Origin of the sequence: Mixta gaviniae (assembly GCF_002953195.1) — a bacterium.
GTDB lineage: Bacteria > Pseudomonadota > Gammaproteobacteria > Enterobacterales > Enterobacteriaceae > Mixta > Mixta gaviniae.
Map to the genome: position 1 here is coordinate 3,890,158 of NZ_CP026377.1, position 25,202 is coordinate 3,915,359.

At 60.0% G+C, this 25,202-nt stretch carries 18 protein-coding genes and 1 pseudogene; 10 read left to right on the forward strand and 9 right to left on the reverse strand.

Going from position 1 to position 25,202, the window contains the following annotated elements; all coding sequences use genetic code 11:
• The first annotated feature begins 19 nt into the window (after positions 1 to 19).
• The gene (locus C2E15_RS18220; RefSeq protein ID WP_104958622.1) at positions 20 to 1,372 is read left to right on the forward strand and encodes an MFS transporter; all 1,353 of its coding nucleotides are present in this window, start codon (positions 20 to 22) and stop codon (positions 1,370 to 1,372) included.
• On the opposite strand, the gene C2E15_RS18225 is transcribed toward C2E15_RS18220, so the two are convergent.
• Entirely contained in the window at positions 1,367 to 1,915 is a 549-nt protein-coding gene (locus C2E15_RS18225; protein WP_104958623.1) for a GNAT family N-acetyltransferase, read from the reverse strand. The two genes, C2E15_RS18220 and C2E15_RS18225, sit on opposite strands and share 6 nt — an antisense overlap.
• On the opposite strand from C2E15_RS18225, the gene C2E15_RS22225 reads away from it, so the two are divergent.
• Positions 1,914 to 2,042, forward strand: coding sequence for a hypothetical protein (locus tag C2E15_RS22225; RefSeq protein WP_281257516.1), 129 nt, complete (start codon positions 1,914 to 1,916; stop codon positions 2,040 to 2,042). The two genes, C2E15_RS18225 and C2E15_RS22225, sit on opposite strands and share 2 nt — an antisense overlap.
• A 56-nt stretch (positions 2,043 to 2,098) precedes the next feature.
• The gene (locus tag C2E15_RS18230) at positions 2,099 to 2,311 is read left to right on the forward strand and encodes a hypothetical protein (RefSeq protein WP_104958624.1); all 213 of its coding nucleotides are present in this window, start codon (positions 2,099 to 2,101) and stop codon (positions 2,309 to 2,311) included.
• 57 nt (positions 2,312 to 2,368) lie between these two features.
• Here C2E15_RS18230 and C2E15_RS18235 read toward each other — a convergent pair whose 3' ends face one another.
• The 3 genes from C2E15_RS18235 to C2E15_RS18245 all read right to left on the reverse strand — a co-directional run bounded on the left by C2E15_RS18235 (position 2,369) and on the right by C2E15_RS18245 (position 6,147).
• Entirely contained in the window at positions 2,369 to 3,802 is a 1,434-nt protein-coding gene (locus C2E15_RS18235) for a GGDEF domain-containing protein (protein WP_104958625.1), read from the reverse strand.
• 228 nt (positions 3,803 to 4,030) lie between these two features.
• The gene (locus tag C2E15_RS18240) at positions 4,031 to 5,506 is read right to left on the reverse strand and encodes a SulP family inorganic anion transporter (RefSeq protein WP_104958626.1); all 1,476 of its coding nucleotides are present in this window, start codon (positions 5,504 to 5,506) and stop codon (positions 4,031 to 4,033) included.
• Complete coding sequence (locus C2E15_RS18245; protein ID WP_104958627.1) at positions 5,503 to 6,147, reverse strand: carbonic anhydrase; 645 nt, start codon at positions 6,145 to 6,147, stop codon at positions 5,503 to 5,505. The genes C2E15_RS18240 and C2E15_RS18245 overlap by 4 nt, the downstream gene beginning before the upstream one ends.
• A gap of 859 nt (positions 6,148 to 7,006) precedes the next feature.
• On the opposite strand from C2E15_RS18245, the gene C2E15_RS18250 reads away from it, so the two are divergent.
• Positions 7,007 to 7,723 carry a purine nucleoside phosphorylase YfiH/LACC1 family protein gene (locus C2E15_RS18250; RefSeq protein ID WP_104958628.1) on the forward strand — a complete coding sequence of 239 codons (717 nt, stop codon included), beginning with the start codon at positions 7,007 to 7,009 and terminating at the stop codon, positions 7,721 to 7,723.
• Positions 7,724 to 7,877: 154 nt separating this feature from the next.
• Here the strand turns inward: C2E15_RS18250 and C2E15_RS18255 are convergent, their stop codons facing one another.
• On the reverse strand, positions 7,878 to 8,579 hold the full coding sequence (locus tag C2E15_RS18255) for a response regulator (RefSeq protein ID WP_104958629.1): 702 nt from the start codon (positions 8,577 to 8,579) through the stop codon (positions 7,878 to 7,880).
• 548 nt (positions 8,580 to 9,127) lie between these two features.
• On the opposite strand from C2E15_RS18255, the gene C2E15_RS18260 reads away from it, so the two are divergent.
• Together C2E15_RS18260 and C2E15_RS18270 are read left to right on the forward strand one after the other, a co-directional pair.
• Positions 9,128 to 12,484, forward strand: a complete 3,357-nt coding sequence (locus C2E15_RS18260) for an ATP-binding protein (protein WP_167391899.1) — start codon at positions 9,128 to 9,130, stop codon at positions 12,482 to 12,484.
• Positions 12,485 to 12,796: 312 nt separating this feature from the next.
• Entirely contained in the window at positions 12,797 to 14,812 is a 2,016-nt protein-coding gene (locus tag C2E15_RS18270) for an NADPH-dependent 2,4-dienoyl-CoA reductase (protein ID WP_104958632.1), read from the forward strand.
• Positions 14,813 to 14,866: 54 nt separating this feature from the next.
• Here the strand turns inward: C2E15_RS18270 and rlmG are convergent, their stop codons facing one another.
• The gene (gene rlmG, locus C2E15_RS18275; RefSeq protein ID WP_104958633.1) at positions 14,867 to 15,991 is read right to left on the reverse strand and encodes a 23S rRNA (guanine(1835)-N(2))-methyltransferase RlmG; all 1,125 of its coding nucleotides are present in this window, start codon (positions 15,989 to 15,991) and stop codon (positions 14,867 to 14,869) included.
• Between the two features lie 84 nt (positions 15,992 to 16,075).
• Here rlmG and C2E15_RS18280 point away from each other — a divergent pair, with 84 nt between their 5' ends.
• Complete coding sequence (locus C2E15_RS18280; protein WP_104958634.1) at positions 16,076 to 16,579, forward strand: M48 family metallopeptidase; 504 nt, start codon at positions 16,076 to 16,078, stop codon at positions 16,577 to 16,579.
• Position 16,580: 1 nt separating this feature from the next.
• On the opposite strand, the pseudogene C2E15_RS18285 reads toward C2E15_RS18280, so the two are convergent.
• Positions 16,581 to 18,268 (reverse strand): annotated as a pseudogene (locus tag C2E15_RS18285) (chloride channel protein).
• 160 nt (positions 18,269 to 18,428) lie between these two features.
• On the opposite strand from C2E15_RS18285, the gene C2E15_RS18290 reads away from it, so the two are divergent.
• The 3 genes from C2E15_RS18290 (at position 18,429) to sstT (ending at position 22,129) form a co-directional block, all read left to right on the forward strand.
• A complete protein-coding gene (locus tag C2E15_RS18290) occupies positions 18,429 to 19,406 on the forward strand; it encodes a Gfo/Idh/MocA family protein (RefSeq protein WP_104958635.1) in 978 nt (325 codons plus the stop codon).
• A 276-nt stretch (positions 19,407 to 19,682) separates the two neighbouring features.
• Positions 19,683 to 20,654 carry a TerC family protein gene (locus C2E15_RS18295; protein ID WP_104958636.1) on the forward strand — a complete coding sequence of 324 codons (972 nt, stop codon included), beginning with the start codon at positions 19,683 to 19,685 and terminating at the stop codon, positions 20,652 to 20,654.
• A 236-nt stretch (positions 20,655 to 20,890) separates the two neighbouring features.
• On the forward strand, positions 20,891 to 22,129 hold the full coding sequence (gene sstT, locus C2E15_RS18300; protein WP_104958637.1) for a serine/threonine transporter SstT: 1,239 nt from the start codon (positions 20,891 to 20,893) through the stop codon (positions 22,127 to 22,129).
• 121 nt (positions 22,130 to 22,250) lie between these two features.
• Here sstT and C2E15_RS18305 read toward each other — a convergent pair whose 3' ends face one another.
• The gene (locus C2E15_RS18305) at positions 22,251 to 23,741 is read right to left on the reverse strand and encodes a UxaA family hydrolase (RefSeq protein ID WP_104958638.1); all 1,491 of its coding nucleotides are present in this window, start codon (positions 23,739 to 23,741) and stop codon (positions 22,251 to 22,253) included.
• A gap of 12 nt (positions 23,742 to 23,753) precedes the next feature.
• Positions 23,754 to 25,199 (reverse strand): tagaturonate reductase, encoded by a 1,446-nt coding sequence (locus C2E15_RS18310; RefSeq protein ID WP_104958639.1) that lies wholly within the window; start codon positions 25,197 to 25,199, stop codon positions 23,754 to 23,756.
• Positions 25,200 to 25,202: the final 3 nt, after the last annotated feature.

Sequence of the window (25,202 nt, forward strand, 5' to 3'; positions counted from 1 at the left end):
GCAAAAGAGCGAGGTATCTATGAGCAGCAAGCAGCTTGATGTACCTGCCGTACACGCGTTGCGCGTGGGCCGTCACCGTTACTGGGTATTAGCATTAATTTTTATTATTACGGTCATTAACTATGCCGACCGCGCCACCATGTCGATTGCCGGCACCTCGGTAGTGAAAGAGCTGGCTCTCGATCCGCTGATGCTCGGCATGATTTTCTCCGCCTTCGCCTGGGCCTATGCGCTGGGGCAAATCCCCGGCGGCTGGCTGCTGGACCGCTTCGGCGCCCGGCGCGTCTATGGCTGTAGCCTGCTGCTCTGGTCGATCTTTACCGCGCTGCAGGGCACCGTTGGCTGGATAGGCCTCACCGGCTCGCTGGCGGCCATGACGCTGTTCCTGATGCGCTTTATGCTCGGCCTGGTGGAATCTCCCGCTTTTCCGGCGAACTCGCGTATCGTCTCTTGCTGGTTCCCGACTCGCGAACGCGGCGTCGCCTCGGCGCTTTTTAACTCCGGGCAGTATATGGCCGTCGTGGTGTTTACGCCGATAATGGCCTGGCTGACCCATTCGCTCGGCTGGGAACATGTCTTCGTCTGGATGGGGGCGCTGGGCATCGTGCTGTCGTTCGTCTGGTTTGCTTTCTATCGCGAACCGCACAGCGATCCGCGCCTGAGCGCGGAAGAGAAGGCGCTGATGAAAGAGGGCGGCGCGCTGGTAGATTTAGAGGCCGATCGCAAAAAAAACGCAAAGCCGACCTCACTGCGCGAGATGAAATGTTTGTTCAACAACCGCAATCTCTGGGCGATTTATCTGGGGCAATATTGCATTACCGCCCTCACCTATTTTTTTATCACCTGGTTTCCCATCTACCTGATTCAGGGACGCGGCATGACGATTATGCAGGCGGGCTGGGTGGCGGCGCTGCCGGCGATATGCGGCTTTACCGGCGGCATTCTCGGCGGTTATCTGTCGGATGCGTTGATCCGCAAAGGAATGCATCCGTCACGCGCGCGCAAAACCCCGTTCATTCTCGGCATGGGCTGTTCGACGATTCTGGTGTTTGCTAACGTCGCTGACAGCAACAGCGCGGTTATCGCCCTGATGGCGCTGGCATTTTTTGGCAAAGGCCTCGCTGCGGTAGGCTGGGCGGTGCTTTCTGATCTGGCCCCTAAAAATATGATAGGCCTGTGCGGCGGCGTCTTTAACGGTATCGGCAATATCGCCGGCATTATCACGCCGCTGGTGATTGGCTATGTGGTTTCCGTGACCGGTTCCTTTGCGGATGCGCTGTGGTTCGTCGCCGCCCACGGCGTGTTAGGGGTGGTCGCCTATCTGCTGATTGCCGCTCGCTTTGAGCGCGTGGGATCCAGCCGCCCCTCATAAGCGCGTTGCCGCCTGATCGCTTTCTGCCACAGGCGGCAACAATCCAAATACCCAGTCATCCTGCCAGCGGCCGTGCAGATGATAGTTCTCACGCAGCACGCCCTCCAGCCGAAAGCCCGCCTTTTCCAGCACCGCTTTCGAGGCGTGATTGCCCACGGTGACAGAGGCGGTGAGCTTACGAAAACCCAGTGCGAACGCCGTCTGGCATACAGCACGCAGCGATTCGGTACCGTAGCCCTGGCCCTGAAAGGCGGTGGCAAGCAGAAAGCCGACTTCGGCAATGCCCTGCCCGCGATCGATAAAGCCGGTAAGACCCACCGGCTCGCCGGACCGTTTTTCTCGCATGACCAGGCAGAGCCAGTGCGTGCTGCCCGGCTGCCAGCGCGGCAGGCGCACATCGAAAGCGTGGCGGCGCAGCGTTCCGGCGTCATGCGTATCGCTGACAAAGCGCATTACCTCCCGATCCTGATGCAGCGACAGAAAAAAAGGCCAGTCATCTTCAATCAGGGGCTGATAGCGCAGGCGAGGAGAATCGATATCCATGAATTTACCCGTGTTACTGGAAAGTAAGCAGACCCTCACCATCATCCTGGCGTCGGGGGATTTTTTCAACCGCAGCGAAAACGCGCCGCAAAATACCGATGCTTATGGCGTCTGTTTATCCGATTGAAAAATGCGCAGCGGCGTATGATGACGGACAATAAATTCGTTCCCGCCGGAGTGGCTATGTCTGAGAAAGATCCTGTTGTTGAGCGCCTGTCGCTGGAGCTGCTGGCCCTGCGCCAAATCGTCCAGATGCTGATTACCTTCGGCAACGTCCCAACGGGCGGCAAGCTGAATAAATATCTGGAAAATCTGGCCAGCGAAGTTGAGCATCGCGACGCCCGCGAAGCGAATAAAGCGATCGCTGATGTGATCCGCACCTATATTCGCTCTTAATTCTGACCCCGCAGCAGTGCAGGTTTGCTGCTGCGGTTTTTTCTTCTGCCGTCACGGCTACGTCAACGCATCGCTCATCAGGTTGATGCTTTCCGGCGTTGGCGTGGTCTGGTTGCGCCCGTTGCGCTTCGAGACAAACAGCTGTTTGTCCGCCGCGGAGACCAGACGGTTAAAGTCGTCGCAGATATTGGTGTGATCCAGCGTGCCGCTGCTTACGCCGATACTGACGGTGACTGCCGCCGCGCCGCCGCGCAACATTATCTTCTGCTGCATCACGCACCGGCGGATCGCCTCCGCCTTCTGCAGCAGCTGCCGATCGGTCAAATCGAACAGCAGCACCAGAAACTCCTCGCCGCCGAACCGACACACCAGCCCTCCCTCGCCAACATTCTGCTGCATGCGTTGCGCCACCTCCTGCAACACCGCATCACCGGCATCATGACCATAGTTGTCATTGATCGCCTTAAAATAATCGATATCGATCAACAGCACCCCGATGTGTCGGTTGCGCAGCGCGCCGGCTTGTTTCATCTGCTCCAGACGCTCATACAGCCCGGATCGCGTCAGCTGTCGGGTAAGAAAATCGTGATTGGCGCGCAGCGTTAGCTGGCGGTTGAGCTGCCTGATGGCATCCATGCTTACCGCGACAATCAGCGGGCTGATTGCCACCGTCGCTACGCCCAGCCGCGCCGAGGTCAAATGGCTTAACGGCAGCAGGCTGTCATCGCCCTGAATATTCATTACGTTGCGCACCACCAGAATAATTTCTGTGATGCCGGTAAGCAGCGTCAGGCCGCTGGTAAGCCAGAGCGGAAAGCTAATGGCGCACCAAATCAACGCCGGCACCGGAAAGGAGAGGCTGCCGCCGCCGCCGATCAGCGCCGCTGCGCAGACAGAGAGCAGCAGGGCCAGCGCAGGCGCGCATTTTTGCCAGCGGCGCCGCGCCGCCAGCAGATCGGACCTGCGCGGCAGCGTCAGTAGAAAAGGCAGCAGCAGCACGCCGGTGGAGAACTGTTCGCTCAGCCAGTCGCTCCAGGCGGTGAGAAAACCGGCGCGGAACAACAGCCCTTGCGCCAGCGCGCCCCAGCTGGCGCAGGCTATCGACGCCAGCAGGCAGGCGGGGAAAATGGTCAGCGCGTTTCTCACCCTTCCGGAGGCATTAAGCGGGTCGGCGCGTTGGATCAGCATCGAGGCGGCGACCAGAATAAACAGGATATTCGCGCCGTTAATGGTGAACGCCGGCAGCGCCCAGCCGGAAAACAGCATGTCGTTAAATACCATCGCGCCGTAGCAGACCAGGTAATAGCGCAGCCGGTGCAGCCAGGGACAACGGACAAAAATGCCAGTCAGCAGCGCATTGATCGGCCAGAACAGCGACAGCTCCGCAGGCAGGCGTAGATGGCCGCCGACAAAGCAAAAGAGGGTGGTGAAGAGAAACAGCGTCAGACTACTCTTCAGCGGTTTATCTTTGTTAAGAAGCGCGAGTTGCATAGCTGGACGTACCTGGTGCGTTGCTCCTGCCGCCGTCAGGCTCTCAACCGGCAGCATCCTTCAGCGGCTACTATCTATCCGTCGCCGCGCCATCTGTTACGCTGGCGCGGCGCGGGCATCTTATCACAGCATAGCTGACTGACAGGGTGAATCTTGCTCACGCGCCGGGAAAAATGCCACAGAAAAAGGCGCCTGTCGGGCGCCCTGTTTTATCCTCGGCGGCGGCGATTATTTGACCGCCACCGGCCACTGGTTAAGACGGATGCCGCGTTTCGGCGCCTTTTCGCCGAAATCCTTCAGCACCGCCTTCACATCCGGATCGAGATAATCCACGTTGTCATGATCGACAATCAGCACGCTGTTTTCCGGGATCTCATCCAGCAGGTTTTGCAGGCGCGGATTGTGCATAAACGTCAGGTTCTGCTGCAGGCGCAGCACATAGTGATCGTCATAGCGGGTCAGATGCATGGCGTTGCGGTGGCTCTTGTAGATGCTATAGAGGATCTGCGTGGCGATACCCAGCCCGATGCCGGCCAGCATGCCGAACGCGATAATGCCGATGATGGTCGTGATAAAGGGCACAAACTGCTGGGCGCCCATGCGGATCTGTTCGACAAACAGGCGCGGCGTCGCCAGCTTATAGCCGGTATAGAGCAGCACCGCCGCCAGGCTCGCCAGCGGGATAACATTCAGCAGATCGCTGAACCAGAGCCCGCAGATCAGCAGCAGCACGCCGTGCAGCAGAATCGACAGCTTGCTCTGCGCGCCGACGCTGACGTTAACCGAACTGCGCACGATCACTGCGGTGATCGGCAGCGCGCCAAGCAAGCCGGCCAGCGTATTGCCGATACCCTGCGCCAGCATCTCTTTATTCGGCGAGGGATGCGGATTCTGCGGCCGCAGCTTGTTCAGCGCCTCCTGACTCAGGAGCGTTTCCAGGCTGGCCACCAGCGCCAGGGTTATCGCCACCACGTAGACGGAGGGGTTACGCCACGCCTGCCAGTCCGGCCCTTCCAGCTCGGCGGCCAGTGCGCTAAGGCTGCCGAATTCCGGCAACGCGATGCGCGGCAGGCTGGCGAGAAAATCGGGCTGCAGCCGTTCGCCAAAGAGTGTCGCCAGGCCGCCGATCAGCACGGCGATCAGCGGGCCGGGGATCCAGCTCAGCGCCTTTATCTTTTTCACCATTGGCGTGGTCCAGAGCCAGAGGATCAGCAGCCCCGCGCCAGCCACCAGCATTGAGGAGGTGGAGAAGCGGAAATCGCCGCTAAATAGCGCACGCAGATCGCCGTCGCCGCTGGCGCCCAGAGCGACCGGGATCTGTTGCATAATCAACAGGATGCCAATCGCCGCCAGCATACCTTTGATCACGCTGCCCGGCACCAGCGCGATAAAGCGTCCGGCGCGCAACATCCCCAGCACCAGCTGAATCAGACCGGCCAGCACCAGCGCGAAGAGAAAAGCGGAAAACGATCCCAACGTCTCAATTGAGGCGACTACGATAGTGACCAGACCGGCGGCCGGGCCGCTGACGGCAAAGCGCGAGGGGCTAAAGGAGGTGACCACCAGCCCACCGATCACGCCCGTCAGCAGGCCGACAAACGGCGGCAGGCCGCTGGCCTGAGCGATGCCCAGACAGAGCGGCAACGCCACCAGAAACACCACAAGGCCGGCAGGCAGATCCTGCCGAAGCGTCTTCAGATTCATGACGATGTTTCCTCTGCTGATTGCTGAATTAACTCTTTCAGGTGTCCGGACTGCAGATCGTAGACGCAGCCGAACAGGTCCAGCTCCGTGCCGTTGCGCCAGGCGCGCCGCACCGGCTCGCTGGCGGCCAGATGGGCGAACTGCGCCAGCACGTTCGCCTCCACCAGCTGGTTATGCCGCGATGCGTCCGCTTCGCCCGCCGCATGAAACGCGTTCAGCCCATCGGCCAGCGCCGCGCGCAACGCCGCAATACGGCGCGACAGCGGTGAATCCTCCTGCGCCAGCGGGCTTTCCGGCAGCGCGACGGCAGCCTGAACGCCGCCGCAGCCGTAATGGCCGCACAGTACAATGCGCTTTACCTCAAGATATTCCAGCGCATACTGCAAAACGCTCATAAAGTTATCGTCATCGGTTAACACCATATTGGCGATGTTGCGATGGACGAACAGCTCGCCCGGATCGGCCCCGGTCAGCACTTCCGCCGGCACGCGGCTGTCAGAGCAGCCGATCCAGAGCGAATGCGGCTTCTGCTGATGTAAATAGCGCTCGAAATAGCGCGGATTACGCTGCGTTTTTTGTAATGCCCAACTACGGTTTTTCGCTAACAGTGGTTTCAGGGTCGTCAAAATCGTCGTCTCCATTCGGATAAATACAGGCAAGCCTGGGCGACTGAGAAAAAACATCAGGGAATACCGGAAAGCATTGAATAATGCGCCGGTAAAATAAGTAGTGCCACTGCCGATAATAATAAACGCCCTTTAAAAAAACAATCCAGTAACAAAACTGCAAAATGTAATCTTACTTAAATGAAATGTATATTTAAGGTAAATAGGATTAACAGACATTGCAAAAAACTGATAAAGGAAAAATCAATAAATTCATTTAAAATCAAAAAGATAATTAATTTAAATCAAGGTAAATGGCTAAATAGGCAATATCAATTCAGGAAATTAAAAAGGAGAAATAATATAGACGCACGTCTCGTTACGAGTCTTTCGTCTCAATTTAATCCGCCAGCAACCCTCAATTTCGTCATAAGAAAAAACAATACCATCCCAGTTAAGCGCGGTACTGGCGGAATGCGCTGATTAAATAATCACGCAGTAAATTAAAACGCGCGTTATTTCCCGGCGGCGCAGCTGACTTTTTATGTGCGCCGCCGCAGGGGACGTTATCTTTAAACTATTTGCGTATATTTACGTAATAACGGAATGAATTGCCCGCCGGAAAAGAAAAAACCGCCGGTTGCCGGCAGAGTTGCCCCCTCCCCGCCCGGCCCGCAGAAAGCGTAGTCAGTAACGAAAGGCGGTCTCATGCTCAGCCCGCAGAGACGCTACTGAGTAACAAAAGGCGTTCCCGCACTCAGCGCGCAGACGGTATAGTGAATACTAAAAGGCGTTCTCGCGCTCAGGTCAGAGCGCCAGATATCCTCACGGCAAGCCGCCCGCGCATTATTGGGCGGCAATGATGCGATAACCCGTTTCCCGGCAAGGAGCAATCATGTCCGATCTCTCTCCCGTTCGCACTTCCGCGCTGCTCTCTTCGCTCGGCTGGCTCGATCACGCGTTTTTACCGGCAGGCGCCGCGCCGCCGGAAGAGGCCGCTGGCGGCCTTCAACGCCATACCGCGACAGTGGTGACGGCGGAAGAGGCGTTTCCGCGTAAACAGCGCGAGGCGGATGGGGTGATCGCCACCGGTACGCGTCCGGTGGCGGTCTATACCGCAGACTGCCTGCCGGTGCTGATCGCCGATGCGCGCCAGCGAAACGTGGCAGCGGTGCATGCGGGGCTGAAGGGGGCTCTGGCGGGCATACTGCCGCAGGCGGTAGGGAAACTGCTGGAGGCTGGCGCGACGCCCGACAGCCTGTTTGTGGCGATTGGCCCGGCGATTGCGCCCTGCTGCTACGAGTTGGGCGAGGAGATGCTGAACACCATTCTGGCGAATCCGCTGGCGACAGCGCCACGCTGGTTCAGCGTGCAGCCGATGAATGAACGGGCGGTTCGGCCGCAGGCGCGCGCCGTCAATCAGGGCGTCTGGTTCGATTTACCGGCGCTGGGCAAACAGATGCTGCTGGATAAAGGCATTCCGGCGGCGCAAATCGATGTTCTGCCGGTCTGTACCTACTGCTGCGCGGAAGCGCAATCCAGCTATCGCCGTAATACCCATTACGCTGACGGCTATGCGCTGCGCCACGCCTGGATCCAGCGCAAAGCGTAGCGCCGGTGCCTGCCGCTACGCCAGGATCAAGCGCAAAGCGTAGCGCCGGTGCCTGCCGCTACGCCAGGATCCAGCACAAAGCGTAGCGCCGGTGCTGCCGTTACGTCTGATAAGCACAGGTTCGCCTGATGGCGGCTCACTGCCGGTCGCGCCGTCAGGAGCGGGAGAGCAAATCGCCGCTGTATTTAAACAGTTCATTATCAGAGCGCAGCCCCAGTTTCCTGAGTGCCGACTGTTTCTGCCCGCTGACGGTTTTGCGGCTGCGTTTAAATTTAACGGCGATCTGCGAAACGCTCATGCCATTTAAAAAGCAGCGGATCACTTCTACTTCGCGCGGGCTAAGCAGCTTCACCTTTTCGTAGAGCGATCCTTTCTGTGCGGCATCCAGCGGCTTGCTGCGCGACGCCTCATCAATCACATAGAGATCTTCTATCTCATAAGCCATATCGCGCGACAGCCAGTTGCGCCCCATGCCTACCTGGCGAATCGCCAGCACCATTTCACTCATATCCTGACTTTTGCCAATAAACCCTTTTACGCCCGCGTTTAATACCATTTTTACCACCGCAGGGCTTTCCAGTGCGGAGAAGATCAGGATATTCAGACGCGGGAAATGGTTACGCAGCTGCTTAATTAATGCCAGCCCATCCAGTTCGCGCTCGCCAAGTAAAAAATCGAGTACCAGCACGTCGAGCTGTAAATCAGCCAATTCGTTAACCAGCTGCTGGCTGGAGCCAAAAGTATTCACCAGCGTTATCTCCGGATCGGCGCTGACGCAAATTTCAAAAGCCGCGCGGATCATCGGATGATCGTCCAGTAGCGCAACCCGTAAAGGCCGGGCGATGGTTTTCGTCATATTTTCACTCCTTGAATTATTGCCGATGCGCAGTTGCCTGGTTTGATCGCTTAATACACGCCATTGCGGCGGTTGTAAGGCTGCGCCAGCTATTTTATTAATATTTCGTGGTATGGCGTTCTGTTCAGCGCCGCGTTGGCCCTATCCATGAGCATTCCGGCCTGGCTGATCTTTAAGCTGATTATCAACCCCTGCTTTTTCCATTATGCGATGCTTTTATTCGCGGTAGGTCGCAAAAAGTTGAGACAATTCCTGATACTTTTAGCATAAAAATAAACGCACCGATAGAGTGTGAAAGCGCCATTTTCTTTTTTATGGAAGTGTAAGAGCTGCTTCACAATACAAGAAACGTCTCAAATATCGGCCGCTATTTCTTCGCCAGCTAGGTTTCAAACGGGAAAATAATTATTATCTTCAGTAAACTCGCAAAATAAAAAAGGCGCTAACTAAGATATTACTTTGCGCCGGTTTATTATTTACGCCAATAGCGCATTATCAGGATCAGATTAATGATAAAAAGGAATTTATGCTTTTACACGTTTTTATTGTTGCTCCATTTTTCCACGCTGGCGCAGCCGCAGGAATTAACGCTTCAGGTGAATGCCGATATCGTTATTCCGCCAAAAGAAGAGATCCGGCAATTAAACCACCTCCATTATCCCGCCCTATTACGTATCGGCATTCCCGGCCCGCCGCGACCGCCGGTTTATCATAACAGGGAGCCTGATAAATTCGAGGGTATCGCTGCCGACTACCTCGGCGCGTTAAAAAGAATGCTGGGCGTAGAGCTGCAAATCGTCGCCTACGCCACGCCCGCCGAAGCGATGCAGGCGCTGCGCGAACAGCAGCTGGATATGCTGGCCTTCTATAATCCGCATCTGTACGGCGCCGACGGCGTTATCGCCACCACGCCCTGGCTGCTCGATCATCCGGTGATTATCCAGCACGACCACGCGCTACGTGGCAGCAACCCGGAGGATCGGCCGGTACTCGCCTGGGCCGACGCGCCCGCCTTTGCGCAGCAGTTGCAGCAGCACTTTCCCGGAATGCGGCTGGCGCATTTTCCGGGCCCGGAGGCGGCGCTCGCCGCCGTCGCGTTCGGCCAGGCTGACGCCATGTGGGGCAGCGCGGCCAGCATCGAATTTCTGCGCCGCTACGGCTACGGCAGCCTGATTAGCCTGACCGCCAGCCGCTCTATTCCCGATATGAATCTCGCCTTCGGCGTGGCCGCCGCACAGCCGCAGCTGGCGCAGGCCGTGGATATCGCACTGCAAAGTATTCCGCTCTCCGGCCGTCAGCGCATTATGGCGCGCTGGGGGCTTGATTCGACATTCGTACTGAAGGCGAATCCGCTGATGCTGAATGCCGAAAACGAGCTTTGGCTACAGCAACATCCCACCGTTCCCGTCGCGCTGGATCACGGCGCAGCGCCGCTGCTGATTAATAACGGCCATAACCCGCCGGAAGGGATCGGCGCTGAATTTCTGCGGCTGATCGGCGAGCGCGCCGGCGTGCAATTTATCTATGTCGATCGGGCCGGCCTCGATAGCCCGCCGCTGCTCTATCCTGCCGAACTGGCGCCCGACACGCCCGATCCGGCGCTGATCTATTCACGGCCATATATCGTCACGCCCTGGGTAATGGTGCAGCGCCATCACGATATGCCGGCGGCTTCGCTGTCGCAGCTGCGCGATACGCTGCTGGCGCTGGAAAAGCGCAGCCCAATGCTGGAGTGGCTGAAACGGCGCGATCCCGGCTATAAGGTGCGGCTGGTTGAGAGTGCGCAGCAGGCGTTCGCACTGCTGGCGCAGGGAGAGGTCGACGCGATTATTCAGCCCAAGCTGGTGGCCGATTATCAGATCAACAACGGCTACGCCGGCCGGCTGCGCATCGTTCGCACGATCGGCGATCGGCCTGCCCGCTATGTGATGGCGACGCCGCGCGAAAACAGCGAGCTGATGCATATCATCAATAAAGCGCTGGCCGGGATTTCCCGCGTGACCCAGGAGAAAATCGTGCTGCGCTGGCAGAACGCCCATCACGCCACAGGCGACGGCAACGGGCTCTACTATCACCGCCTGCTGATTAAAATCGCCCTGGTCGTAGGGCTGATCGCCCTGCTGGCACTGCTGTGGAACCGTCATCTGCAGCGTACTATCCGCGAGCGCACCCGCGTTGAACAGGCGTTGAAAAACCAGTTAACCTTTTCCAATACGCTGTTCGACGAATCACCGGTGGTGATGTACGTGCGCGATCGCGATATGCGGCTGCTGCACTGCAATAAAGCGTATGTCGATTTTCTGCAGCAGCCGCGCGAGCGCCTGCTCGGCGCCACGCTGGAAGCGCTGCCCGCGGATTTCGAGGGCGCGCAAACGCTGCAGGCGATCTATGCGCAAACCTTTCGCGACGGGCAGCCGCTGGTGCAGGATCTTACGCTGCGCTATCAGGGGCGCGATTACTATACGCTGCACTGGGCGCTGCCCTATCGCGATCACGCCGATAATATTGTCGGCATCATCGGCGGCTGGCTCGATATTACTGAGCGCTACGCGTTACTCAACGCGCTGGAGAAAGCCAAAGAGGAGGCGGACCGCGCTAACGCCTTCAAAAGCCGTTTCCTGGCCAACACCAGTCACGATATCCGCACCCAGCTGCATGCCATTATCGGCCTGCTGGAGCTGGAGATACGCCGCTCTTCGCAGCCGCCCGGCCCGAATATCGCCGCGGCCTATGAATCAGCCACCGCGCTGCAAAGCCTGATCGGCAACGTGCTGGATCTGTCGAAAATCGAATCCGGCGTGTTCCAGCCGGAGCCGGCCTGCGCCAACCTGGTCACGATTATCGACCAGCTGTTTACGCTGTTCCGCAGCAAAGCAGACGCGCGCGGCCTGCGCTTCAACAAGCTGATCGCCGTAGAAGATCCCTGCGTGCTGATCGACGCCACCATGTTCAACCAGATCGCCGCCAACCTGCTGAGTAACGCGCTGAAGTTTACCCGCGTCGGCGAAGTAGAGATCGCGCTGCTGCAGACTCGCGCCGCTTCCCAGAGCGAACGCGGCGGCTACCTGCTGCGCGTCAGCGATACCGGCTGCGGCATCCGCCCGCACGATCTGCCAAAAATCTTCGAGCCCTTCGTACAGGCGGGCGATCGTCAGACCCAACAGGCGGGCACCGGGCTGGGCCTGAGTATCTGTCGCCACCTGGCGCGTCTGCTGGATGGCGATATCAGCGTTGAAAGCGAGCCTGGCGTCGGCTCGGTATTTCTCTTCCGCTTTACCGCCCCACTCGCTCAGCCGCCGGCGAGCCCCCCCGCCGCCGCCGTATCCGCTGACCACCGCGCGCGGCAGATTCTGGTGGTCGAAGATCACGCCCCTAACCGCCTGCTGCTGGTGCAGCAGCTAAGCTGGCTGGGGCATCAGGTGACGGAAACCGAGCGGGCGACGCAGGCGCTTGAGCTGTGGGAACAGCAGAAGACCCGCTTCGATCTGATCATTACCGACTGTCATATTCCGGGCATGGACGGCTTCGCCTTTACGCGCCTGCTGCGTCAGCGCGAAGCGGAGCTGGGCATCGGGCCGGTGGTGATTATCGGCCTGACCGCCTCGGCGGAGAAGGCGATCCAGCAGCGCTGCCTGGAGGCGGGGATGAACTGCTGCCTGTTTAAGCCCGCCAATATTGAGACACTGAGCAGCTTTATCGCCAGCTCGGTGCCGGCTGGGCCCGCCGCGCCGCCAGAGGGGGGCTTGCTTGATCATCTGAGCGCGGTCGATCCCGCCGCCTGCGGCAAGCTGATCGAAAGCGCCGTCGAAAGCCACCGGGCGCTGGCGCAGCAGCTACAGGCGTGTCATCAGCACAGCGAACTCACCGCGCTGGCGCATACGCTGAAAGGGGGGCGCGGCTGCTGAACGCCGTACGGCTGGAGCGCCTTTGCCAGCAGCTGGAAAACAGCCAGAGCGGCGATCGGCTGCTTGAGGCGCTGCGCCAGGATGTGGCGAATGAGGTTCAGGTGCTGGAAACACAGCTGCTGACACGGCTGAATAAGTTAAAGCGCGCTTAAACGCGCGCCTCTGCCGCCTCGCTTGCCGGGCCGCCCTAAGCGGCCCGCTTTTTTGATATATCTCACAGCCCGGCTTGCCGGCGCTTTTCTTTCTGCGCGCGATCGCTACAGTCAACTCATCCGACCACCAACAAAATATTAACATTCAGGTGCGCAGTCTATGTCGATCTCCCCTTCGCTTTTCGATCCGCTCGATCTTGGCTTTACGCAACTTAAAAATCGCGTGCTGATGGGATCGATGCACACCGGCCTCGAAGAGCGGCCCGACGGGCCGCAGCGGCTGGCGGCCTTTTACGCCGAGCGTGCCGCCAACGGCGTGGCGCTGATTGTTACCGGCGGTATCGCGCCTTCGCCGGAAGGCGTCGTGACCGCAGGCGGCTCGGTGCTGAACAGCGAAACCCAACTGCCCCACCATCGCCTGGTGACCAGGGCGGTCCATCAGCACGGCGGCAAGATTGCGCTCCAGATCCTGCATGCCGGGCGCTACAGCTATCAGCCCGCGCTGGTCGCCCCTTCGCCACTGCAGGCGCCGATTAACCCTTTTACGCCACAGGCGCTAACGCATGACGAGATCGTGCAGCTGATTGACCATTTCGCCCGCTGCGCGGTGCTGGCGCAGCAGGCAGGCTATGACGGCGTGGAGATCATGGGTTCCGAAGGGTATTTAATTAATCAGTTCCTCGCGGTGCGCACCAACCAGCGTGATGATGACTGGGGCGGCGATTTTACGCGCCGCATGCGTTTCGCACTGGCGATCGTGGCGGCGGTGCGCGCGGCGACCGGCCCCCATTTCATTATTATCTATCGCCTGTCGATGCTCGATCTGGTACCGGACGGCAATACCCTGGAGGAGACCATTCAGCTGGCGCAGGCGATCGAAGCGGCGGGCGCCACGCTGATCAATACCGGCATCGGCTGGCACGAGGCGCGCATCCCTACCATCGCCACCTCAGTGCCGCGCGCCGCCTTCGGCTGGGTCACCCGCACGCTGCGCCAGCATCTGTCGCTGCCATTGATCGCCACCAACCGCATCAATCAGCCGGAGGTGGCGCAGCGGCTGCTGGATGAAGGCTGCGCGGATATGATCTCAATGGCGCGCCCTTTTCTGGCGGACGCTGCCTTCGTCAGCAAGGCGCAGGCGGGCCGCGCCGCGGAAATCAACACCTGCATCGGCTGCAACCAGGCCTGCCTTGACCAGATTTTTGCCGGCAGGGTCACCTCCTGCCTGGTGAACCCGCGCGCCTGCCATGAAACGCTGATGCCGGAACGGCCCGCCGCAACGCGAAAAACGATTGCAGTCGTGGGTGCCGGTCCCGCCGGGCTGGCGTTTGCCGTCAATGCCGCGATGCGTGGCCATCGCGTCACGCTGTTTGACGCCGCCGCCGAGATCGGCGGCCAGTTTAACATCGCGCGTCAAATCCCCGGCAAAGAGGAATTTAACGAAACCCTGCGCTACTACCGTACCCGGCTGGCGCTGTTAAAGGTCGGGATGCGGCTGGGCTGCCGCGCCGACGCGGAGATGCTGCGCGACTTCGATGAGATTGTGCTGGCGACCGGCATCATGCCGCGTCTTCCGGCGATCGCGGGCATCGATCATCCTAAGGTAATGAGCTATCTGGCGGTGCTGCGCGATAAACAGCCGGTCGGCCAGCGCGTCGCCATTATCGGCGCGGGCGGCATCGGCTTTGATACCGCCAGCTTTCTCAGCCACAGCGATCGCGCCGGCAGCCTGGAGAGCGATCTCTTCTGTCGTGAATGGGGCATCGACCAGATGCTGCAACAGCGCGGCGGCCTGACGCGTGCCCAGCCGCAGCCGAGTCCGCGTCAGATCTGGCTGCTGCAGCGCAAAGCGGGCAAACCGGGTGCCGGGCTGGGGAAAACGACCGGCTGGATCCATCGCAGCAGCCTGCTGGCGCGTGGCGTGGAGATGTGGGGGGGCGTGCAGTATCAGCGCATCGACGATGCGGGGCTGCATCTGCTGCGCGACGGCAGCGCGATAACGCTGCCGGTGGATCAGGTAATTATCTGCGCCGGACAGGAGCCGAACCGGGCGCTGGCCGCGCCGCTGCAGGCACTGGGCAAGCGGGTGCATATTATCGGCGGCGCGGATGTGGCGCAGGAGCTGGATGCGCGTCGCGCCATCGCCCAGGGCACCGAGCTGGCGCTGACGCTATAGGCGAGCGCCTTGCTACAGGCCAGCGCGCCTCGCCTCAGCGAACCGGCGTCAGCCTCAGCGCAGCTTAACGGATCGCAGCACCACGAATTTTTTATTGGCGTCGATCAGCGTGCAGTTGCCGAATAGCTTTTTCATTTTGCGGTAGTAATCCAGGTGGCGGTTGCCGACGATGCGCAGCTCGCCGCCATACTGCAGGCAGCGGCGCGCATCGCGGAACATCTGCCAGGCGATATGATCGGTGACCGCGCTCTGCTGGTGGAACGGCGGGTTGCACAGCACCGCGTGCAGGCGATCGGCCGGGAAGCCGCTCAGCGCGTTGCCCACCTGAAAATGGCTGCGCGCCATATCTTGCGGCCGGTTAATCTCCACGTTCATCCGGCTGGAGGCGACCGCCATCCACGACTCATCAAAGAAATGCACTTCCGCCTCCGGGTTCATCTCCAGCGCCAGCAGGCCGATCAGGCCGTTGCCGCAGCCGAGATCGACGATTTCGCCATTAATGTTATCCGGCAGGTGCTGCATAAAAAAGCGCGCGCCGATATCCAGCCCGTTACGGGAGAAAACATTCGCGTGGTTATGGATCTGGTAAGGCGTATTGTCGAGCGGCCAGCTCAGGGTCGCCGGCTGAGGCGGCAGCGTCGGCGCGGCCCAGCTGCTGTAAACCAGACGCGCTTTTTTCCACGCCAGCGAGGTTTTTGTCGGGCCGAGGATGCGTTCGAACAGCTGCAGCGTGGAGGTATGGATATCCTTCGCGCGCGCGCCGGCGATAATCACCGTCTCCGGCGTGACCACCTCGCGCAGTTGACGCAGCTGATGCTCAAGCAGCGCCAGCGAGCGCGGAATTTTAATCAGCACGCAGCCTGGCGCGGCGGGCAGCGGCGCCAGGCTATCGAGCAGCACCACGCGATCTTCGTCCAGCTCATTGTCGCGCAGATTCTGGCGCGTCGCCTGCTGGCTAATCCATGAGTCGCTAATGCTATAAAGCGGGCGATCCAGCGCGCAGGCGAGCGCGCCGAAGCTGTCGTTGAACACCAGCAGCGGCCCCTGCTCCGGCGCAGGCAGCGTCTGCTGCAGCAGATATTCATCCGCCGCATCCCACGCCTGCAGCGGGTTTTCTTCCTGCATACGCGGGAAGCGGTGTAAGGTCAGGGTGCGTTGGCTCAGTTCTAATTGGCTCATGGATTCCTCGGCGTGGTACTATTGCGCATCTTTTCGCCCCGAAAGCGGGGGCGCAGTATACTGCCTTTTTATTCGAGTCGCGTCATGTCGTCGTTAATTTATCTTCAGGGCTATCCCGATACGCTGCTGCGTCAGGTGCAGACCCTTATCGATCAGCAGCGCCTCGGCGAAGTGCTGGAAAAACGCTATCCCGGAATGCACGGCATCACCAGTGATAAAGCGCTGTATGACTACACGCTGGCACTGAAAAACCGCTACTTACGCAACGCTGCGCCGCTGAACAAGGTGATCTATGACAGCAAAATCCGCGTGATGAAACATGCGCTCGGCCTGCATACCGCCGTGTCGCAGATTCAGGGCGGCAAGCTGAAGGCGAGAGCAGAAATCCGCGTCGCCACCCTGTTCCGCCAGGCGCCGGAAGCGTTTTTGCGCATGATCGTGGTGCATGAGCTGGCGCATATTAAAGAGAAAGATCACAACAAGGCGTTTTATCAGCTCTGCTGCCATATGGAGCCGGCCTATCACCAGCTGGAGTTCGATACCCGGCTGTGGCTGACGCACCAGGCGCTGCAGGGCAACGCCGGCTAAGTCAGATAAAATCTTTCGCCTTCCTGATCAGGCTGGTTTTGGTCAGCGCGCCGAGGTATTTGCGATCCTGCGGATTGTTCAACACCGGCAGGCGCTCCAGCGTCACCTGCGCGAACGCTTCCCATCCCTCGCGAATGGTCTGATTGCGGAATACGCACGGGAACTGGCCATCCATCACCAGAATTACCGGTGAATCAAGCGTCAGCTCACGATCCAGGATCTTGCGCGAAATGTCATGAATCGATACCGCGCCGAGAAAGTGGCCCAGATCGTTGATCACATAGACATAGCGCTCCTTCTTCAGCGAGCTGACCGCCAGCGCGCGGCCGACCGACTCATGCGGCTGCAGCGCCGCGCCTGGCACGATAAACTGCTCAATCACCCCATTATCGAAATCGAGCTTGGCATCGGCGCGGTTAAAATGCTGCGTCACCACCGGATAGGTGCTGGCGGCCTGTAAGCGCCAGGCGAGCATAGCCGCCAGCACGCTGGCGATCATCACCGGGAACAGCAGGCTGCTGTTCAGCGTCATCTCCAGCACCATCAGCATCGCCATCAGCGGCGCCTGGCTTACCGCCGCCAGCATCGCCGCCATACCCACCACGGCGAACAGCAGCGCATTGCCGGCCGGCAGCCCCGCCTGCAGCGCCAGCGTGGCGAGGATAACCCCCAGCAGCGCACCCACCAGCAACGACGGGGTAAACAGCCCCCGACCGCGTTCGATCCCACCGACAGCGCCGTCGCCGCCATTTTCAACACCAGCAGCAGCGCCAGCGCCGGCAGCAAATAGCGTCCCGCCATAATATTAACGATGACCTCGTAGCCGTTGCCGAGGATATCGGTAGAGACGATCGCCAGCGCCCCCACCAGCGCGCCGCCCAGCCCGAGACGCAGCGGCAGGTTGGTTACCCTGGCGAACAGCCGCCGGCTGCGGCCAATCAGCGTAAGCATCGCCCAGCCGAGCAGGCCGGCCAGCAGGCCGACTGCCACCGTCAGCAGCAGCGTAGTCGGACTTAGCTGAAACTGTGCTTCGACAAAGGGATAGAGCGCGTTGCGATAGCCAAGCGACCACATGGTCATCACCGCCGTCGCCGCCGCGATAATCAGCGGGATCATGCGCTGCAGCGCGGTGATGCCGAAGGCGATCTCCGCCACGAAGATCGCCGAGGCGAGCGGCGCATGGTAGACCGAAGCCAGCCCGGCGGCGGCGGCCATGGCGACAATTTCGCTGTTGCTGAGCGCGGTCGATTTAAAGCAGAAGCGGCCCAGCAGGCTGCCGCACAGAGCCGACAGCTGCACCATCGGCCCCTCTTTCCCCACCGACGCGCCGCTGCCGATACTGGCGATCGAGGAGAGCGCACGGAACAGCGAGGTTTTGGTCGGCACCGCGTCAAGGCGCGCGTTAATCACTTCGAGATAGTCGGTTTTACTGGTTTGCTGGCGCTCCAGCGAGGTGGCATAGCGGAGAAAAAAGCCGGCGATCACCCCACCCGCGCCGACCAGCAGCGGCCAGGAGAACCAGGGCCAGGCGGTTACCGCCACGGTAATATCGCGATCGCTGTGAAACAGCAGCTGATTAATCAGTTCGATAAGCTGGCGAAAGCCCAGCGTCACCAGCGATGCCGCGCAGCCGACCGGGATGGCGACCAACAGGCTGGTCCAGTTGAGTACATGTTTACTGCTGCTCACATCACATCCTTCTGTTACGGCTCCCTGAAGCGGGGCGAAGAACCATCATATTGGAAGGCGGATCGCAGGATCAAATCGCCGCGCCGCGTTATCGTTGCGCGCGCCGCCGCGCATGTTACTCTGCCCTTCTTTGCTCAGCGTCAGGAGAGGGGCAATACTTATGATTCGCTTCGCTATTGTAGGCACTAACTGGATCACCCGGCAGTTTGTCGAGGCGGCGCAGCAGACCGGCGCCATGACGCTGGCCGCCGTTTACTCACGCACGCTGGAGCAGGCGCAGGTCTTTAACAGGGATTACGCCGTCGCGCATCTGTTTCTTTCGCTGGAGCAGATGGCCGCTTCCGATGAGATCGACGCCGTCTATCTTGCCAGCCCAAACGCGCTGCACAGCGCGCAGGCGCAGCTGTTTTTGCGTCATAAGAAGCATGTGATCTGCGAAAAGCCGCTCGCTTCTAACCTGCGCGAGGCGCAGCAGATGATCGCCTGCGCGCGCGAAAACGGCGTGGTGCTGTTCGAGGCCTTTAAAACCGCCAGCCTGCCCAACTTTCTGGCGCTGCGTCAGGCGCTGCCGCAGGTCGGCCGGCTGCGCAAAGCGCTATTCAACTACTGCCAGTACTCCTCGCGCTACCCGCGCTACCTCAACGGCGAACGGCCCAACACCTTTGAGCCGCGCTGGTCCAACGGTTCGATAATGGATATCGGCTACTACAGCCTCGCCAGCGCGCTGGCGCTCTGGGGCGATCCGTTGCGCGTGCAGGCGCAGGCGACGCTGCTGGAGAGCGGCGTCGACGGGCACGGCTCGGTGATCATGGACTACGGCGATTTCGACGTGACGCTGCTGCACTCTAAGGTCAGTGACTCCGCGATGCCCAGCGAGGTTCAGGGCGAGGCGGGATCGCTGGTAATTGAAAAGCTTGCCGAAGCTCAGCGTGTCACGCTGATGTTGCGCGGCGGCCAGCCGCAGGATCTGACGCAGCCGCAGCATAGCAATACCATGCGTTACGAAGCGCAGCATTTTGTGGAGCTGGTCAGGCAGCGCCAGGTGGAACATCCCGGGCTGGCGCTGTCGCTCAGCACCGCACGCTGGCTAACAGAGATCCGCCGACAAACCGGCGTGGTTTTCCCCGCTGACGGGTAAACGCGATAAAGCGTGTGTAAATATTTCTAAATATGTCCTGCCGCACGTTGCTAATTTCGGCGCGCCCCACTATCTTTTGCCTCAGCAAAGGGGAGTAACTTGTAAGCCGATCGATCGTCACTACGATGCGCTACGCATCCGGTCATCGGGCAACCCGGAATGTAATTCTGCGTTGTAAGTGAGACCTTGCCGGAAGGCGAGGCTTTGCTTGCAGCAAACAGAGCGGCTGGCGTCTTCCGACGTTGGCCGTTTTTTGTTTATTGACAGGATATGCTTATGCAAACCGTTGGCACACCGTTACTTTGGGGCAGCTTTGCCGTTGTCGTTCTGCTTATGCTGGCGATCGATCTCTTTTTACAGGGCCGGCGCGGCGCGCAAACCATGACGCTGAAACAGGCCGCCGCCTGGTCGCTGGTCTGGGTCTCTGTTTCTCTGCTTTTCGCCGCCGCCTTCTGGTGGTATCTCGAGGGTGCCGCCGGCCGTGAAATGGCGAATACGCAAACCATGGCGTTCTTAACCGGCTACGTGCTGGAAAAGGCGCTGGCGGTAGATAACGTCTTCGTCTGGCTGATGCTGTTCGGCTATTTCGCCGTGCCGCCCGCCTATCAGCGCCGCGTGCTGATCTACGGCGTGCTGGGCGCTATCGTGCTGCGCACCATTATGATCTTCGCCGGCAGCTGGCTGGTAACGCAGTTCAGCTGGATCCTCTATCTGTTCGGCGCTTTCCTGCTGCTGACCGGCATCAAGATGGCTTTCAGCAAAGAGGATGATGAAAACGCGGTGGGCGATAAGCCGGTCGTACGCTGGCTGCGCAGCCATCTGCGCATGACCGATAACCTCGAAGGCGAGAAGTTCTTTGTACGCCGCAACGGCCTGTTGTACGCCACGCCGCTGCTGCTGGTGCTGATTATGGTCGAGCTGAGCGACGTCATCTTCGCCGTCGACAGCATCCCGGCGATTTTCGCCGTCACCACCGATCCCTTTATCGTGCTGACCTCGAACCTGTTCGCCATTCTTGGCCTGCGCGCCATGTACTTTCTGCTGTCGGGCGTGGCGGAGCGCTTCTCGATGCTGAAATATGGTCTGGCGATTGTGCTGGTGTTTATCGGTATCAAGATGCTGATCGTCGATATCTGGCACATCCCCGTCTCGGTTTCGCTTGGCGTCGTCGGCACCATTCTCGGCCTGACCCTGCTGATCAACGCCTGGGTAAACCGAAAAAACGACCGCAAGCAGCTGACAAAATAATATGCCACGGGGCGCGCTGCGCCCCGCTTATCATGTTGCGTTAATGCAGTGTATCAAATGTAATCACTGTCACAGTTCGGTTACGCAGAAATAAAAAAAGATGATCCAGCGCGGAAAGCAAGAATTTCTGCTTTTCCTGTCATCGCATTTCCTTATACTCCCCCCGGCAAACACACATACCGTTTTGTCGCCTGAGCAGGCGACAGCGGTGACGATAACAAAGACTGGTTCTGACGATGGGAAATAGCTCCTCCACGCTGATTGCGCGCCTGTTTGGCGGCAGTCTGGTAAAACAAATCATGATTGGCCTGGCGGCGGGCATCGCTCTGGCCTGGTTTTCGAAAGAGACGGCGCTGGCCGTCGGCCTGCTCGGCTCGCTGTTCGTTAGCGCGCTGAAGGCAGTAGCGCCACTGCTGGTGTTGGTGCTGGTGATCGCCTCGATCGCCAACCATAAGCAGGGGCAGAAGACCAACATTCGCCCGATCATTATGCTCTATCTGCTGAGTACCTTTTTTGCCGCGCTGGTGGCGGTGGTATGCAGCCATCTTTATCCGCAAACCTTAACGCTTAACGCGGCGAAGACCGATATCACGCCACCTTCCGGCATCATCGAGGTGCTGCATGGCCTGCTGATGAGCATGGTGGCGAACCCGTTCGACGCGCTGATGAACGCCAACTATATCGGCATTCTGGTCTGGGCAATCGGTCTGGGCATCGCCTTCCGTCACAGCAGCGATACCACGCGCCAGCTGTTGAACGACGCCTCGGACGCAGTAACCTGGGTGGTGCGGATGGTGATCCGCTGCGCGCCGCTGGGCATTTTCGGCCTGGTGGCGTCAATTCTGGCTTCGACCGGTTTTTCGGCGCTGTGGAACTATGCCCATCTGTTGACCCTGCTGATTGGCTGTATGCTGCTGATGGCGCTGGTGTTCAACCCGATTCTGGTCTGGTGGCAAATCCGCCGCAACCCCTATCCGCTGGTGTTTACCTGCCTGCGCGAAAGCGGCGTGACCGCCTTCTTTACCCGCAGCTCGGCGGCCAATATTCCGGTGAATATGGCGCTGGCGAAGCGCCTTAAGCTGGATGAGGATACCTACTCCGTCTCGATTCCGCTGGGCGCAACCATCAGCATGGCGGGCGCCTCGATTACCATTACCGTGCTGACGCTGGCCGCCGTGCATACGCTGGGCATTGATGTCGACGTGCCGACCGCGGTTCTGCTCAGCCTGGTTGCTTCGCTGTGCGCCTGCGGCGCCTCCGGCGTCGCCGGCGGCTCGCTGCTGCTGATCCCGGTAGCCTGCAATATGTTCGGCATTCCGAACGATGTGGCGATGCAGGTGGTGGCGGTCGGCTTTATCATCGGCGTCCTGCAGGATTCGGCGGAAACCGCGCTGAATTCCTCGACCGATATCCTGTTTACCGCGGCAGTGTGCCAGGCGGAAGAGCGCCGCGAAGCGGCCAAAGATATCGGCTAACGCAAAATAAAACGTCCCGCGACAACGTGGCGCGGGACGCAGTATCAGGGAGAGCGTCTCTTTGATCGGCCGAACCGCCCGCTACGGGCACCAGGCGACCTGCGGGTCGCCTTTTTTTGGCCTACAGCGTGACGCCGCTTTTGAAAATCGCCAGCTCGCGGAAATCGTTGCGTTCGTTGTTAGTCAGCGTGCCGTTCGCCACACCGACAATGTAATCGACAAAGCTCTCCAGCAGGCTCTCCATCGGCATGCCCTGTACCAGCGGCCCGGCATTGAAATCGATCCAGTGCGGCTTACGCGCCGCCAGCTCGCTGTTGGTGGCGATTTTCACCGTCGGCACAAAGCCACCGTAGGGCGTGCCGCGCCCGGTGGTAAACAACACCATATGGCAGCCGGCGCCCGCCAGCGCGCTGGTCGCCACCGCATCGTTGCCCGGCGCGCTAAGCAGGTTCAGGCCCGGCTGACGCAGCCGCTCGCCATACTTCAGCACATCCACCACCTGGCTCTGCCCCGCCTTTTGCGTGCAGCCCAGCGATTTTTCTTCCAGGGTGGTGATGCCGCCCGCCTTGTTGCCCGGCGACGGGTTTTCATAGATCGGCTGCTGATGGGCGATAAAGTAGCGTTTGAAATCGTTGATCATCGCCACTGTTTTCCCGAAAGTGGCTTCATCGCGGCAGCGGCTCATCAGAATGCGTTCCGCGCCGAACATCTCCGGCACCTCGGTCAGCACCGTGGTGCCGCCGTTGGCGATCATGCGATCGGAAAAACGTCCCAGCATCGGGTTGGCGGTAATGCCGGAGAAGCCGTCCGAGCCGCCGCACTCCAGACCGAACTTCAACTCGCTCAGCCGTCCCGGCTCGCGCTGGTCATGCCGCATCGCCTGATAAAGCTGATGCAAATGCCTCAGCCCCGCCTCAACCTCATCCTCCTGCTGCTGGCAGATCATAAAGCTGACGCGATCGCTGTCGTAGTCGCCCAGCGTTTCACGGAAGGTATCGACCTGATTGTTCTCACAGCCAAGCCCGATCACCAGCACCGCGCCAGCGTTGGGGTGACGCACCATATTTTGCAGCATGGTGCGGGTATTCTCATGATCCTGCCCCAGCTGCGAACAGCCGAACGGATGGCTGAACAGATGCACGCCATCAATATCCGCGGCGTCATCGGTTTCGCGCAAAAAGCGCTGCAGGATCTGGCGCGCGATGCCGTTGACGCAGCCGACGGTAGGCAAAATCCACAGCTCATTGCGGATGCCCACCTCGCCATTGGCACGGCGATAGATCTGCACTTCGCGATCGGCGGCCTGCGGCGGCAAGGTCTGAAAATCGGGCTGGTACTGATACTCATCCAGATCGCTGAGGTTGGTGCGCGCGTTCTGGGCATGCACATGCTCGCCGACCGCAATTGGCTGCGTGGCATGGCCGATCGGCAGCCCGTACTTAATGATATGCTCATCGGGCGCGATCGGCCGCAGCGCGAACTTATGCCCGCGAGCAATCGGCTGGCGCAGGATGAGCGTCACGCCCTCCAGCGTCAGCGCGCTGCCTTCATCCAGATCGCTGAGCGCGACGGCGACGTTATCGCGCGGCGCGATTTTAATGGCCTGTTGCATAGCCGCTGTTCCTCATTGTGGTATCGCCGCCCGCATGCCCTGAGCGGTAATGGTTTGCAGGTGAGCGGCAACGGCGTCAACCAGTCCCGGCAGCTGACTCAGATCCTGTTGCCAGTGTTGTTCATCGCTCAGTACGGCAGCGACCAGCTGTTGCAGCGAGATAGCGCCCTGCGCCTGTTGTGGCCAGAGTGTGGCGAAGCGGTCCAGCCACTGTGCGTCATCCTGCAACGCATAGGGCTCGCCGTCGCGCTCGCCGCGATACCAGGCCAGCAGCGCCGCCAGCGCGAAGGTGATGCGCGTCGGCCACCGGCCGCTTTGCTGATGCCCGGCCAGCAGCTGCGGCAGCAGGCGCGTACGGAACTTGGTCATGCTGTTTAGCGCGATAGCGGAGAGCGGGTGACGAATAAATGGATTGCGAAAACGCCCCAGCACCGCATCGGCGAAACGGTGCAGATCCGCCGCCGGCAGATCGAGCGTCGGGATCACCTCTTCGCGCAGCAGCGCATCGACAAAGCCGGCAATCTCGCTGTCAGCCATCGCCTCGCCGACGGTATCGAGACCGGCGAGCCAGGCGACCGGCACCATTGCGGTATGCGCGCCGTTAAGGATGGCGACCTTCTGCTCTTTCCATGGCTTAATGTCATCCACCAGACGGATATTGAGCGGCAGCGTATGCAGATGCAGCTCGTCCGCGACCTGCTGCGGCCCCTCGATCACGAACTGGTAGAAGACCTCGCCCGCTACCAGCAGCGGATCGCGGTAGCCGAGCGTGGCGAAAATCTGCTCCGCTTCCTCGTGCGGATAGCCGGGCACGATGCGATCCACCAGCGTGTTGCAGAAGATATTGTGCTGCGCAATCCAGTCGCTGAAGGCCGCCGGCAGCTGCCAGAGTTGCGCATAGCGCAGCACCATTTCACGCAGAGTCGCGCCGTTATCGTCAATCAGCTCGCAGGGCAGCAGGATCCAGCCTTTATCCGCCGCGCCGTCAAAGTGCTGCCAGCGCGCCCAGAGCAGCTGGGTCAGCTTGCCGGGAAAAGAGCGCGCCGGGCGATCGTCCGGGCGATCCCCGGCGTTAAAGGCGATCCCCGCCTCAGTGGTGTTAGAAAACATAAAGCGGATCTGCGGATCGCGCGCCAGAGCGATAAACTGCTCAAACTGCGTCCAGGGCTGGATCTCTTCGTTCACCGAGCGAATCAGGCGCGGCTCGCTGATCACCTCGCCCTGCGCGTTCAGCCCGCGGATCAGCGCGGTGTACAGCCCGTCCTGGTGGTTAAGCGTATAGTCGACGTGCCGGTCGAGCGGCCGGATTACCGTTACGCCGGCGTTGAGATCGCCGTGAACGTTAAGCAGGTCGATCTGCCAGTCGATAAAGGCACGCAGAAAGTTGCCTTCGCCGAACTGAATAATACGCGTGGGATAGCGCGGTCCCGGGAAAGCGTCGCGATTAAGGGTTTGCATGCG